General features: G+C 54.3%; 8 protein-coding genes and 5 pseudogenes. 9 read left to right on the top strand and 4 right to left on the bottom strand.

Going from position 1 to position 12,933, the window contains the following annotated elements; all coding sequences use genetic code 11:
- Window positions 1-62 precede the first annotated feature (62 nt).
- The 4 genes and pseudogenes from G0034_RS18480 to G0034_RS23470 all read right to left on the bottom strand — a co-directional run.
- Complete coding sequence (locus G0034_RS18480) at window positions 63-1,103, bottom strand: NADP(H)-dependent aldo-keto reductase (RefSeq protein ID WP_014885086.1); 1,041 nt, start codon at window positions 1,101-1,103, stop codon at window positions 63-65.
- Window positions 1,104-1,234: 131 nt separating this feature from the next.
- On the bottom strand, window positions 1,235-1,453 hold the full coding sequence (locus G0034_RS18475) for a YgdI/YgdR family lipoprotein (RefSeq protein ID WP_014885085.1): 219 nt from the start codon (window positions 1,451-1,453) through the stop codon (window positions 1,235-1,237).
- 128 nt (window positions 1,454-1,581) lie between these two features.
- Window positions 1,582-2,274, bottom strand: coding sequence for a DNA mismatch repair endonuclease MutH (mutH, locus tag G0034_RS18470; protein ID WP_014885084.1), 693 nt, complete (start codon window positions 2,272-2,274; stop codon window positions 1,582-1,584).
- 155 nt (window positions 2,275-2,429) lie between these two features.
- Window positions 2,430-2,495 (bottom strand): annotated as a pseudogene (locus G0034_RS23470) (hypothetical protein); the annotation flags it as partial.
- Between the two features lie 463 nt (window positions 2,496-2,958).
- On the opposite strand from G0034_RS23470, the pseudogene rppH reads away from it, so the two are divergent.
- From rppH to recC, 9 genes and pseudogenes are all read left to right on the top strand, one after another.
- Window positions 2,959-3,488 (top strand): annotated as a pseudogene (gene rppH, locus G0034_RS18465) (RNA pyrophosphohydrolase).
- Between the two features lie 12 nt (window positions 3,489-3,500).
- Window positions 3,501-5,748: pseudogene (gene ptsP / locus G0034_RS18460) on the top strand (phosphoenolpyruvate--protein phosphotransferase).
- Window positions 5,749-6,026: 278 nt separating this feature from the next.
- A pseudogene (lgt, locus tag G0034_RS18455) lies at window positions 6,027-6,705 on the top strand (prolipoprotein diacylglyceryl transferase).
- Window positions 6,706-6,825: 120 nt separating this feature from the next.
- Window positions 6,826-7,622 (top strand): annotated as a pseudogene (gene thyA / locus G0034_RS18450) (thymidylate synthase).
- Between the two features lie 185 nt (window positions 7,623-7,807).
- Complete coding sequence (locus G0034_RS18445; RefSeq protein ID WP_179121179.1) at window positions 7,808-8,269, top strand: prepilin peptidase-dependent protein; 462 nt, start codon at window positions 7,808-7,810, stop codon at window positions 8,267-8,269.
- Window positions 8,263-8,823: a prepilin peptidase-dependent protein gene (locus G0034_RS18440; protein WP_050862145.1), complete on the top strand. Its 561-nt coding sequence runs from the start codon at window positions 8,263-8,265 to the stop codon at window positions 8,821-8,823. The genes G0034_RS18445 and G0034_RS18440 overlap by 7 nt, the downstream gene beginning before the upstream one ends.
- Window positions 8,820-9,221 (top strand): DUF2509 family protein, encoded by a 402-nt coding sequence (locus G0034_RS18435; RefSeq protein WP_179121178.1) that lies wholly within the window; start codon window positions 8,820-8,822, stop codon window positions 9,219-9,221. Before G0034_RS18440 ends, G0034_RS18435 begins: the two co-directional genes overlap by 4 nt.
- On the top strand, window positions 9,206-9,529 hold the full coding sequence (locus tag G0034_RS18430; protein ID WP_023331216.1) for a prepilin-type N-terminal cleavage/methylation domain-containing protein: 324 nt from the start codon (window positions 9,206-9,208) through the stop codon (window positions 9,527-9,529). Before G0034_RS18435 ends, G0034_RS18430 begins: the two co-directional genes overlap by 16 nt.
- Before the next feature lie 12 nt (window positions 9,530-9,541).
- Window positions 9,542-12,916 carry an exodeoxyribonuclease V subunit gamma gene (recC, locus tag G0034_RS18425; RefSeq protein WP_179121177.1) on the top strand — a complete coding sequence of 1,125 codons (3,375 nt, stop codon included), beginning with the start codon at window positions 9,542-9,544 and terminating at the stop codon, window positions 12,914-12,916.
- Window positions 12,917-12,933 lie beyond the last annotated feature (17 nt).

Here is a 12,933-nt window from a genome sequence, read left to right as displayed (position 1 = left end):
CTCTCCCACGGGAGAGGGGGCGAACACTAAAAACGGCAACGTGCGTTGCCGTTTTGCATTTATTACGGTGCAGGATACGTATAAACCTGATGCACCGCTTCAATCTCCGCTAACACCTCTTCACTCAGGTCCAGATGGAAACTCTCAATATTGGTTTTCAGCTGTTCCAGAGTGGTAGCCCCCAGCAGAGTACTGGCCACAAACGGCTGACGGCGCACGAAGGCCAGCGCCATCTGTGCGGGGTCAAGACCGTGACGCTTTGCGATATCCACATAGGCCGCAACGGCTTTCTGTGTCTGCTCGCCGCTGTAGCGGGTAAAGCGGCTAAAGAGGGTATTACGCGCCCCGGCCGGTTTTGCGCCGTTCAGGTATTTCCCCGTCAGCGTGCCAAAACCGAGGCAGGAATAGGCGAGCAGTTCCACCTCTTCATATTGTGTCACTTCCGCCAGGCCAACTTCGTAGCTGCGGTTAAGCAGGCTGTAGGGGTTTTGAATGGTGACGATGCGCGGCAGATCGTGTTTATCCGCCAGGTGCAGATAGCGCATCACGCCAAAGGCCGTTTCGTTAGACACGCCAATATAGCGGATTTTCCCCGCGCGCTGGCATTCGGTCAGCGCTTCCAGCGTTTCTAGCAGCGTAACGGCGGGAGCACTCTCATTCCAGCTGTAGCCGAGCTTACCGAAACAATTGGTTGGACGCTGTGGCCAGTGGACCTGGTACAGATCAAGATAGTCGGTTTGCAGGCGCTTCAGGCTGGCATCCAGCGCGGCGCGGATATTTTTGCGATCGAGGATTTGGTTTGGGCGGATCCCGGCATCGTTATTGCGCGAGGGGCCGCTGACTTTCGAGGCGATAACCAGCTTTTCACGGTTGCCGCGTTTTGCCAGCCAGTTACCGACGTAGGTTTCGGTAAGTCCCTGGGTTTCAGGGCGTGGCGGCACAGGGTACATCTCTGCGACATCAATCAGGTTAATGCCCTGGCTGACGGCATAATCGAGTTGTGCATGGGCATCGGCTTCGCTGTTTTGTTCACCAAATGTCATCGTGCCCAACCCCAGTTGACTTATCTCCAGAGCGCTGTGGGGGATACGGTGATAATGCATAGCCGGCTTCCTTCAATAGACATGTAGACCGCGTCAGGAACCTCCCGACAAAGGAATATAAACATGGCAGAGGGGAAGCAAAAGGGGAAGAAAAAAATCAAATAGGCCAGTACGCTACTGACCTCTGACTGTTATCGCTCAATAATTTGCGAAACTTCGTCGCGATTGATCTGCATTTTATTGCCTGCCTGGTCGTGGTAGCTGACCAGACCGGTATCGTCGTCGACTTCGGGTTTGCCGTCGGTCAGGATCATCCGGCCATCTTTTGTCGCCATAACGTAATCGCTGCTACAGCCCGATACAGCAAACGCCAACCCGACTGCTGAAATTAACACCGCCCATTTTTTCATCGTTATCGTCCTCATCTGGCTCGTATCAAATCATAGTGTAGTATTAACCCGTTATGAAAACAGGGAGAAGCAGTAAAATCTTAAAAACCAGGCGATTATGTTTGTTAGCTCGCAAAATAAGTAAAAAACTATGTTTTTAGTAAGAAATGACGAGCAAGCAGTGCGCCGGTGAAATTCTTTTTGAGATAAAAACCGCGCGGCAACGTCAGTATCGGCTCGCCCATTGCGCCGATCGCCTCGGTCAGCGCTTTGCTGTTAGCCGCCTTTGGGCGCAGCTGTAACACTTCTCCGTGTCGGGCGGTGATGCGCTCCACCTGCCCGAGCACGATCATGTCCATCAGCTCTTCCCAGTCCAGACGCAGCTGATGCTCTTCCTCTTCATCCGGGCTCCAGAGCAGCGGCGCGCCAACGCGACGCTCAGCCAGTGGGATCTGACGTTCACCTTCAACCGGAACCCACAGCACGCGCTTCAGCTTATGGCGCACGTGGCTGGTCTCCCACGTCACGCCGGTGTTACCGGTCAAAGGCGCAACGCAGACAAACGTCGTCTCCAGAGGCTTGCCCTGGCTGTCGATGGGAATGGTTTTTAACTCTACGCCAAGGGCGGCAAAATCTTGCTCTGGTTTGCTCCCGGCGCTGGCACCCAGCCACAGTTCCAGCAGCATGCCGATCCAGCCTTTATCTCGTTTCAGATCCTTCGGGATCGGAAGCCCTGCCATCGCCGCCAGTTCGCCCAGCGAGAAACCCGCCAGACGCTGAGCCTGCTGCAGCAACTGACGCTCGCTTGACGGCGGTGTGAGCAAGGGGGTAAGCGGATGCATGAAGGTAACCTTTTGATTAAAAAATAAACGAAGAAATTGTCCCTTGTGGATAGAGTTTAACTTTTTCTGTACCAATATTCCATGTCTATGATTTATAGGTTTTTTTTATCGAAAATTTAGCACCAGATCTGAAACGTAAAATGGGTTGTTCAAATCTGGTCACTGACAATAAACAGGATCTTACACCATGTTATCCACAGAAAAGTGGGATAACTGGGCATAACCCTGACTACTGTTTCAATTTACAGCCTTGACGTGCGACGAAAATCCAAATTTCAGACAAATTGTGTTTAACTTATTGGCACAATCTGTGGATAAAACCGACGCTGTTCGATCTTTCATCAGCACGATGATCCCAGGTGTGATGATCGTCACGCTATTCTCTTTTTTGTTGATGGTTTCGTACTTAACTGCATGAAAATAATAATTTTATATAATTTCATTAAAAGAGGGAGCCTGACGGTGATTCAGGTTGTTCATGGGTAATCAGACACTTCTTCACAACTATATCCACAGAAAAGGTGAATAAAATTCCCTTCGCAGCTGCACTTCTGTTTATAACTCTGCCCTTATTTGTGAGTTATTCAAATGTTATTAGGTTGCAGGCCTGTAAGAGAGTGGTTTACCGCCTCCCTGTAGTGTGAAACAATCATTCATATATAAGGTTTAGATTGGGGTAGTCCGGTGATTGATGACGATGGCTACCGCCCGAACGTAGGAATAGTAATTTGTAATCGTCAGGGCCAGGTCATGTGGGCAAGGCGATATGGTCAGCACTCCTGGCAGTTCCCGCAAGGTGGGATCAATCCGGGAGAGTCCCCAGAACAAGCGATGTACCGGGAGCTTTTTGAAGAGGTCGGTTTAAGCCGTAAAGATGTTCGCATCCTGGCGTCGACCCGCAACTGGTTGCGTTACAAGTTACCGAAACGTTTGGTGCGTTGGACACAAAGCCGGTTTGTATCGGCCAGAAACAGAAGTGGTTTCTTCTGCAGTTGGTGGGCAACGATTCAGACATCAATATGCAAACCAGCAGTACGCCGGAGTTCGATGGCTGGCGCTGGGTAAGCTATTGGTATCCTGTTCGTCAGGTCGTGTCATTTAAACGCGATGTTTACCGTAGGGTGATGAAAGAGTTTGCAAGTGTGGTTATGCAGCTTCAGGAGATCCCGCCTAAGCCGCAAAGCGCACCTGCCTGGCGACGTAAAAGAGGTTAAGCTACGCAAATCATGCTCACCCGCTTGCGAGAAATAGTCGAGAAGGTGGCCAGTGCTCCGCGTCTGAACGAGGCGTTGAATATTCTGGTTACTGACATCTGTCTTGCGATGGAGACCGAGGTCTGTTCGGTGTATCTGGCCGACCACGATCGGCGCTGCTATTACCTGATGGCGACCCGTGGTTTGAAAAAACCACGGGGACGAACCGTAACGCTCGCATTCGATGAAGGGATTGTCGGTCTGGTTGGACGGCTGGCGGAACCCATCAACCTTGCCGATGCGCAAAAACACCCCAGTTTTAAATACATTCCTTCCGTAAAAGAAGAGCGCTTCCGCGCTTTCCTTGGTGTGCCAATTATCCAGCGTCGTCAGCTGCTCGGCGTTCTGGTCGTCCAGCAGCGTGAGTTGCGTCAGTACGATGAAAGCGAAGAGTCATTCCTCGTTACGCTTGCCACACAGATGGCGGCGATCCTCTCACAGTCTCAGCTTGCTGCGCTTTTTGGTCAGTATCGTCATACGCGTATCCGTGCTCTTCCGGCCTCGCCAGGCGTGGCGATTGCTGAAGGCTGGATGGACGCCACGCTGCCGTTAATGGAGCAGGTGTACGAAGCCTCCACGCTTGATGAAGCGCTGGAGCGCGAGCGTCTTACCGCAGCCCTGGAAGAGGCGGCGAATGAATTTCGTCGCTACAGCAAACGCTTTGCGGCGGGTGCGCAAAAAGAGACGGCGGCTATCTTTGACCTCTATTCGCACCTGCTCTCAGACGCGCGTTTGCGTCGTGAGCTTTTTGCCGAGGTGGATAAAGGTTCGGTAGCAGAATGGGCCGTTAAAAAGGTTATCGAAAAGTTTGCTGAACAGTTTGCAGTATTAACTGACGGTTATCTGAAGGAGCGCGCCGGAGAATTTACGCGCGCTGGGCCAACGTCTGCTGTTCCATCTGGATGACACCATTCAAGGGCCAAATGCCTGGCCAAAACGGTTTGTCCTGGTTGCCGATGAACTCTCGGCAACCACGCTGGCTGAACTGCCTCAGGACCGGCTGGCCGGCGTCGTGGTGCGCGATGGTGCCGCCAACTCACATGCCGCCATTATGGTACGTGCGCTGGGTATTCCTACCGTTATGGGGGCGGATATCCAGCCGTCGGTACTGCACCGACGCACGCTGGTGGTTGATGGTTACCGCGGTGAACTGCTGGTCGATCCTGAGCCGGTTCTGCTTCAGGAATATCAGCGTCTCATCAGCGAAGAGAATGAATTAAGCAAGCTGGCGGAAGATGACGTTAACCTGCCTGCGCAACTCAAAAGCGGCGAGCGGATCAAAGTCATGCTCAACGCGGGCTTAAGCCCGGAGCACGAGGAGAAGCTTGGCAGCCGCATCGACGGCATCGGTTTATACCGCACTGAAATCCCGTTCATGTTGCAAAGTGGTTTCCCCTCCGAAGAGGAGCAGGTGGCGCAGTATCAGGGCATGTTGCAGATGTTTAACGATAAGCCCGTCACCCTGCGTACCCTGGACGTCGGGGCGGATAAACAGCTGCCGTATATGCCGATCAGCGAAGAGAACCCATGCCTGGGCTGGCGCGGGATCCGTATTACGCTCGATCAGCCGGAGATCTTTCTGATTCAGGTGCGCGCCATGCTGCGCGCCAACGCGGCGACGGGGAATCTCAGCATCTTACTGCCGATGGTGACCAGTATTGATGAGATCGACGAAGCGCGGCGCCTGATTGAACGTGCTGGCCGGGAAGTGGAAGAGATGATTGGCTATGCGATCCCTAAACCACGGATCGGTGTCATGCTCGAAGTGCCGTCGATGGTCTTTATGTTGCCGCAGCTGGCTAACCGCGTTGATTTTATCTCTGTCGGTACGAACGACCTGACGCAATATATTCTGGCCGTCGATCGTAACAACACCCGCGTCGCCAGTATCTACGACAGTCTGCATCCGGCGATCATTCGCGCGTTAGCGATGATTGCCCGTGAGGCGGAGCAGTACGGCATTGATTTACGCCTGTGCGGCGAAATGGCCGGGGATTCAATGTGCGTCGCGATCCTGATTGGTCTGGGCTATCGCCACCTGTCGATGAACGGCCGTGCCGTCGCACGCGTGAAGTATTTGTTGCGACATATCGACATCAGTGATGCTCGCGAGCTGGCTGAGCGCAGTCTTGAAGCGCAGCTGTCCGCGGAGGTACGGCACCAGGTGGCGGCGTTTATGGAACGACGCGGTATGGGTGGCCTGATTCGCGGCGGCCGCTAATCCTCTTACTCCCTCTCCCTGTGGTGAGAGGGCACCAGTGCGGATAAAAACCCTATACACATCTTTTACATCTCTGGCGCATCCTCCACGCCCGCCTTATGCTATGATTCGCAACTTTGGAGCCTCTGCTTAAGGCAGAATCGCATTTCTACCGCTGTCCACTTTCAGCGGAATAACAACATCTTGTGGTGACAGATGAACAGTGGTTATCTGCATTTCCGGAATTTGATCCGGTCATTTTCTCATTAGGACCTGTTTCGCTTCACTGGTACGGTTTGATGTACTTGGTGGGCTTCATTTTTGCCATGTGCTTGCTGGTCGTCGCGCCAGCCGTCCTGGCAGCGGCTGGACCAAAAACGAAGTGGAAAACCTGCTGTACGCGGGCTTCCTCGGCGTGTTCCTCGGTGGCCGTATTGGGTATGTGCTGTTCTATAACCTCCCGGTATTCCTGAACGATCCCTCTACCTGTTCCGCGTCTGGGACGGCGGCATGTCCTTCCACGGCGGCCTGATTGGGGTGATCCTGGTGATGGTGATTTTTGCCAAACGCACCAAACGCAACTTCTTCCAGGTATCAGATTTTATCGCACCACTGATCCCATTTGGGCTGGGGCTGGCCGTCTGGGCAACTTTATCAACGGTGAGCTGTGGGGGCGTGTTGACCCGAGCGTCTCTTTCACCATGCTGTTTCCCCGGCTCGCGTGCAGAAGACATGGCGTTGCTGCCGTCGCATCCAGAGTGGCAATCCATTTTCGATACCTACGGCGTGCTGCCGCGTCATATGTCCCAGCTTTATGAGCTGGCGCTGGAAGGCGTCGTGCTGTTCATCATCCTGAACCTGTTTATTCGCAAACCGCGCCCGATGGGGTCTGTCTCCGGCCTGTTCCTGATTGGCTACGGCGCGTTCCGCATCATTGTTGAGTTCTTTCCGCCAGCCGGATGCACAGTTCACCGGTGAATGGGTACAGTACATCAGCATGGGGCAGATCCTCTCCATTTCCGATGATTGGTCGCGGGTGCCATTATGATGATTTGGGCGTATCGTCGTCGTCCACAGCAACAACTTTCCTGAGGAACCATGAAACAGTATCTTGAATTGATGAAAAAAGTGCTCGATGAGGGCACGCCGAAAAAACGACCGTACCGGCACCGGTACGCTCTCCATTTTTGGCCACCAGATGCGCTTCAATTTACAGGAAGGCTTCCCTCTGGTGACGACCAAGCGCTGCCATCTGCGCTCGATCATTCATGAACTGCTCTGGTTCTTGCAAGGCGATACCAAACGTTGCGTATCTGCACGAAAACAACGTCTCCATCTGGGACGAATGGGCAGATGAAAACGGCAACCTGGGCCCGGTTTACGGCAAGCAGTGGCGCGCATGGCCAACGCCTGATGGCCGCCATATTGACCAGATCACCACCGTGATGAACCAGCTGAAAAACGATCCGGACTCGCGCCGAATCATTGTTTCCGCCTGGAACGTGGGCGAGCTGGACAAAATGGCGCTGGCACCGTGCCACGCGTTCTTCCAGTTCTACGTCGCTGACGGAAAGCTCTCCTGCCAGCTCTACCAGCGTTCCTGTGACGTGTTCCTCGGCCTGCCGTTTAACATTGCCAGCTATGCGCTGTTAGTCCATATGATGGCGCAGCAGTGTGACCTGGAAGTGGGGGATTTTGTCTGGACCGGTGGGGACACCCATCTCTACAGCAACCATATGGAGCAGACCCATCTCCAGCTGACCCGCGAACCGCGCGCGCTGCCGAAGCTCATCATCAAGCGCAAACCGGCGTCAATCTTTGACTACCGCTTCGATGATTTTGAGATTGAGGGCTACGACCCGCACCCTGGCATCAAAGCGCCCGTCGCTATCTGATGCGGTAAAGCGTGACACAACCGGTGCTATTTAGCGCCGGTTTTTTTTCGTCTTTATCCCGTTTCCCGAGGCGTTATCCAGAAAGCGTGCAACGCGCTGCAACTCGCTTAATCCCCCTGGATAACGCCTCGTAAAACGTTAATTCGCTGCTCGCCACTTTATCGGCGCATCGCCACACTCCCCGTATGAAAAAAGAGAACGGTTTTACGCTTATCGAAACGCTGGTGGCTGTGTCGCTGGTCGTCATTCTCAGTGCCTCAGGCCTGTACGGCTGGAGCAGTTGGCAGGGGCAGCAGCGGCTGTGGCAAACCGCCAGCCAGGTGCGCGACTACCTGGTGTTTCTGCGCAACCATGCCAACCGGTACAACCGCGAGCACCGCATTACCTTGAAGCAGGTGGGGGAAAGGGCATGCCTGGTGAGTTCTGCCGTAAAAGGCTGTGAGCAGGGCAGCCCCTTTGCACTGATTCCACTCTGGCCAGAAGTCGCGGTCAGCGAGGTAACGCCGTCACTCGGGTTCTATGGATTGAGGGATACGGCATGGGCAGGTCGGATAAGAGTGCAAAGCCGTGCAGGAGCGTGGCTGATTATTGTCTCAGATGGAGGGCGCATCAGGATGTGTCAGGTCTCGCAGGGGGGACAATGTTGAAGCGTCAGCAGGGATTTTCCCTTACTGAAGTTCTGATTGCGACGGCCATCAGCAGCCTGTTATTGATCGGCGCATCGCGCTTTTTACCCGGTTTGCAGCGAGCGGTGTTACTGCAATCCGGCCAGCGAGAACAGGAAGAGGAGGTCTGGCAGAGACTGTTTTCCCTCGGCAAACAGCTCCAGCGGGCAGGCTACTGTGCGGGTAACTGCCCGGGACAAGGGTTGTTAACGGGCAGGCAAGGTAGCTGTGTCATTGTGCGATGGGATGCCAACAGTAACGGCAGCTGGGATAACAGTGCATCAGAAAACGACAGCACCGGTTTTCGTCTGGAGTCGGGTGCACTGGAAACCCTGCGTGGTGCAACCTCGTGTGAAGGCAAAGGATGGGAAAAGCTCACGGATCCGGACAGGCTGGTGATCACGCACTTTATGGTGAGAAAAGTTGAACACGCCAGGTTTGCGCCTGAGTTCACTATCGAACTGGTCGCTATCCGCAAGGGCGAGCAGGGGAAGCCTTATCAGGCGGTGTATACGGTCACGGGGTACAACTTGTGAACTGTCAACGTGGAATGTCTTCCCTGGCGCTGGTTCTGCTTTTACTGGTGCTTGGTACCCTGATCCTCACCGGTCTCAACCAGCAACTCACTACGTTTAGTGCGCTCGTTGGCGGAGAAAGCCGTTCATTTCAGCAGCAGGCCGCGGTGCAATCTGCGCTTGAGTGGGGACGCGTTCAGCGTTGGTCATCGGAGCCTCTGGCGCAGTGCAAACAGGCATCAGCGTGGCGAGTGTGTTTACGGCGGCTGAGTGAGACGAGTGTGCTGCTGATTGCCGGAGGCAATGACCTGCTGCTCTGGCGCTCAGGAGAGATAATCGACGGTAAAATTCACTTTTCACCCCACGGCTGGAGTGATTTTTGTCCCCTTAAGGAGCGCGCGTTATGCCAGCTACCGTAAACAAAGAGAAAGGATTTAGCATGGTTGAGGTTCTGCTGGCGATGATGCTGCTGGTGATGATCGTAACCGCACTGGCCGGTTATCACAGGGCACTGGCGGCGCGGTTTACCCTGTTTAACCAGTACCGCCAGCTCTGGCATTATGCCTGGAACCAGGCTCAGCTCTCAACGACTGCGCTGCCCGCAGGCTGGCAGGTGAGTCGGGTGCAGACAACGCACTCAGGATGTGTCAGCATCACGGTTACACTTTTTTCGCCTCTGGGGCGGCGCGGTGAGATAACGCGTCTGCATTGCCCTGTTAGCCAGTAGTCGGGAGCATCTATGTTAAGGGTCTACCACTCAAATCGTCTGGATGTGCTGGAAGCGCTGATGGAATTTATCGTTGAGCGCGAGCGGCTGGACGACCCTTTTGAGCCTGAAATGGTGCTGGTGCAAAGCACCGGTATGGCGCAGTGGCTGCAAATGTCGCTTTCCCGTAAATTTGGCATTGCCGCGAACATTGATTTTCCGCTGCCGGCGAGCTTTATCTGGGAAATGTTTGTTCGCGTATTGCCAGACATTCCCGAGCAGAGCGCCTTCAACAAGCAGAGCATGAGCTGGAAGCTGATGGCGCTGCTGCCGGAAATGCTGCAGCACGATGAATTCGCCATGCTACGCCACTATCTCAATGACGATACCGATAAGCGCAAGCTGTTCCAGCTAGCGTCCCGTACCGCCGATCTCTACGACCAATATCTGGTTTACCGTGCTGACTGGTTAATTCGCTGGGAAGCGGGTGAGCGGGTTGAAGGGCTACCGGAGGCGCAAATCTGGCAGGCGCCGCTATGGAAAGCGCTGGTTGAGCATACGGAGAAACTGGGCCAGCCTAAGTGGCACCGTGCCAATTTGTACGATCGGTTTATCTCGATACTCGAAAATGCGTCGGAGCGCCCGGCCCGTCTGCCGTCACGCGTCTTTATCTGTGGGATATCCGCATTACCCCCTGTCTATATGAAGGCGCTGAATGCGCTGGGTAAACATATTGATATTCATATTTTGTTTACCAACCCCTGCCGGCACTATTGGGGGGATATCCTCGATGAACGCTGGCTTTCGCGGCTGGTAACCCGCCAAAGAAAGCGCCTTTTTGAAGAGCGATCCGTCCCTTTGTTTAAAGACGGCTCCACCGCCGCGCAGCTTTTCGATGAAGACGGTATTCAGAACCTGCCCAATCCGCTGCTTGCCTCATGGGGGAAGCTGGGACGTGATTACATTCACATGCTCTCTGATATCACTTCATCGGGTGAAGGCGATGTGGATGCTTTTGTCGAGATCGCCCCGGATAACCTGCTGCATAACATTCAGCTCGATATTCTTGATCTGGAAAACCGTGCCGTTATGGGCGTGACGGCGAAAGAGTTTGAACGCAGCGACAGCAAGCGGAATCTGGATGCTGACGATCGTAGTATCACGATCCATGTGTGCCATAGCCCGCAGCGTGAGGTCGAAGTGCTTCACGACCAGTTGCTGGCGATGCTGCAGGACGATCCCGAACTCACGCCGCGTGACATCGTGGTGATGGTGGCAGACATCGATAGCTACAGCCCCTTTATTCAGGCTGTTTTCGGCAGTGCGACAGGGGAGCGATACTTGCCTTACGCTATCTCTGACCGTCGCGCTCGTCAGTCGCATCCCGCCTTGCAGGCCTTTGTTACCCTGCTTTCACTGCCGGATAGCCGCTTCATCTCGGAAGATGTCCTGGCGTTACTGGATGTTCCCGTGCTGGCCGCACGCTTCAACATCAATGAGGAAGGGCTGCGCTACCTTCGCCAGTGGGTGAATGAATCTGGCGTGCGCTGGGGGATTGATGACGACAACGTCCAGGAGTTCGAGCTTCCTCCGACCGGGCAACATACCTGGCGGTTTGGCCTGACGCGTATGCTGCTGGGCTACGCCATGGAAAGCAGCCAGGGCGAGTGGAATGAGGTGCTGCCATACGATGAGTCCAGCGGTTTGATTGCTGAACTGGTGGGGCATTTAGCGTCTCTGCTGATGCAGCTTAACCGCTGGCGTCGTGAGTTAATGCAGCCGCGTCCGCTTGAAGAGTGGCTTCCGGTTTGCAGGGCGTTGCTCAATGATTTCTTCCTGCCAGACAGTGACACCGAAGCGGCGATGGCGCTCATTGAAACGCAGTGGCAGGCTATCGTCGACGAGGGCGTGAATTCCCACTATCACGAGGCGATTCCATTGTCGCTGCTGAGGGACGAATTGACGCAGCGTCTTGACCAGGAGCGAATCAGTCAGCGTTTCCTGGCGGGCCCAATCAATATCTGCACGCTGATGCCAATGCGTTCAATCCCCTTTAAGGTGGTCTGTTTGCTCGGCATGAATGACGGCGTTTATCCTCGCGCCCTGGCGCCGCTGGGGTTCGATTTAATGAGCGCAAATCCAAAGCGGGGTGACCGTAGTCGTCGTGATGATGACCGCTATCTTTTCCTCGAAGCGCTCATCTCTGCCCAGAGTAAGCTCTATATCAGCTATATCGGCCGCTCCATTCAGGATAACAGCGAGCGCTTCCCCTCCGTTCTGGTGCAGGAGTTAGTGGATTATATCGGCCAGAGCCACTATCTGGCGGGTGATGAAGCCCTTAACTGTGATGAAAGCGAACAGCGGGTCAAGGCGCATATCACCTGTGTCCACAGCCGTATGCCGTTTGACCCGATGAACTACGTTGTTAGCGAACAGCAGAGCTATGCCCGCGAGTGGCTACCGGCCGCGAAAAAGGAGGGGAGAGCACATACGGATTTCATTCAGACACTTGACCCGCTGCCCATTAACACCCTGACTTTTGAACAGCTTCAACGCTTTTGGGCGCATCCTGTTCGCGCCTTCTTCCAGCAGCGATTGCAGGTCAACTTCCGTTCTGAAGAGAGCGAAATTCCGGATGCAGAGCCTTTTACGCTGGAAGGGCTGGAGCGCTATCAGTTAAATCTGCAACTGCTGAATGCACTGGTTGACGAGGAAGATGCTGACAAGCTTTATCGCCGCTATCGTGCGGCAGGACAACTGCCTTATGGCGCGTTTGGGGAGATCGTCTGGGAGGCGCAATGCCAGGAAATGAACGCTCTGGCGGAGCGCGTAAGGGAGCACCGTCAGCCCGGACAAAGTCTCGAAATCGATCTCAGCTGCAATGGCATCCAGCTCACCGGCTGGCTCACTCAGGTTCAGCCTGATGGACTGCTGCGCTGGCGGCCTTCACTGCTCAGCGTTTCACAGGGATTGCAACTCTGGCTGGAACATCTTGTCTACAGTGCGTTAGGCCATAAAGGCGAAAGCCGGATCTTAGTGCGCAAAGAGGGCGAGTGGCGCTTTCCGCCAATGGAGGCAGAGCAGGCGTTTCGCTACCTCTCTTTGTACATTGAAGGCTATCTCCAGGGAATGAACAAACCCCTGCTGTTATTGCCTGAAAGTGGTGGTGCGTGGATAAAAGCCTGTTACGACGCACAGAATGATGCGATGTTAACGGATGAGGCTTCTCTGCAGAAAGCGCGCAGTAAATTTATGCAGGCCTATGAAGGGAACATGATGGTGCGCGGCGAGGGGGAAGATGTCTGGTATCAGCGCTTATGGCGCACGCTCGAACCAGAGTACTTTGAGGCTATCACGGAAGAGGCAAAGCGCTACCTGTTACCGTTGTTTAAATTTAATCAGTCCTGAGCGCTGTATAAAAATTG

The sequence above is a fragment of the Enterobacter sp. T2 genome, from assembly GCF_010692925.1.
Classification (GTDB): Bacteria; Pseudomonadota; Gammaproteobacteria; order Enterobacterales; family Enterobacteriaceae; genus Enterobacter; species Enterobacter kobei.
The sequence above is the reverse complement of the archived record's forward strand: the minus strand, read 5'-3'. Positions and strand labels throughout refer to the sequence as shown.

Coding starts and splice junctions, on each gene's coding strand:
- G0034_RS18440 (WP_050862145.1), top strand. CDS start 8,263: ATGTTGAAGCGTCAGCAGGGATTTTCCCTTACTGAAGTTCTGATTGCG.
- G0034_RS18480 (WP_014885086.1), bottom strand. CDS start 1,103: ATGCATTATCACCGTATCCCCCACAGCGCTCTGGAGATAAGTCAACTG.
- mutH (WP_014885084.1), bottom strand. CDS start 2,274: ATGCATCCGCTTACCCCCTTGCTCACACCGCCGTCAAGCGAGCGTCAG.
- G0034_RS18445 (WP_179121179.1), top strand. CDS start 7,808: ATGAAAAAAGAGAACGGTTTTACGCTTATCGAAACGCTGGTGGCTGTG.
- G0034_RS18430 (WP_023331216.1), top strand. CDS start 9,206: ATGCCAGCTACCGTAAACAAAGAGAAAGGATTTAGCATGGTTGAGGTT.
- recC (WP_179121177.1), top strand. CDS start 9,542: ATGTTAAGGGTCTACCACTCAAATCGTCTGGATGTGCTGGAAGCGCTG.
- G0034_RS18475 (WP_014885085.1), bottom strand. CDS start 1,453: ATGAAAAAATGGGCGGTGTTAATTTCAGCAGTCGGGTTGGCGTTTGCT.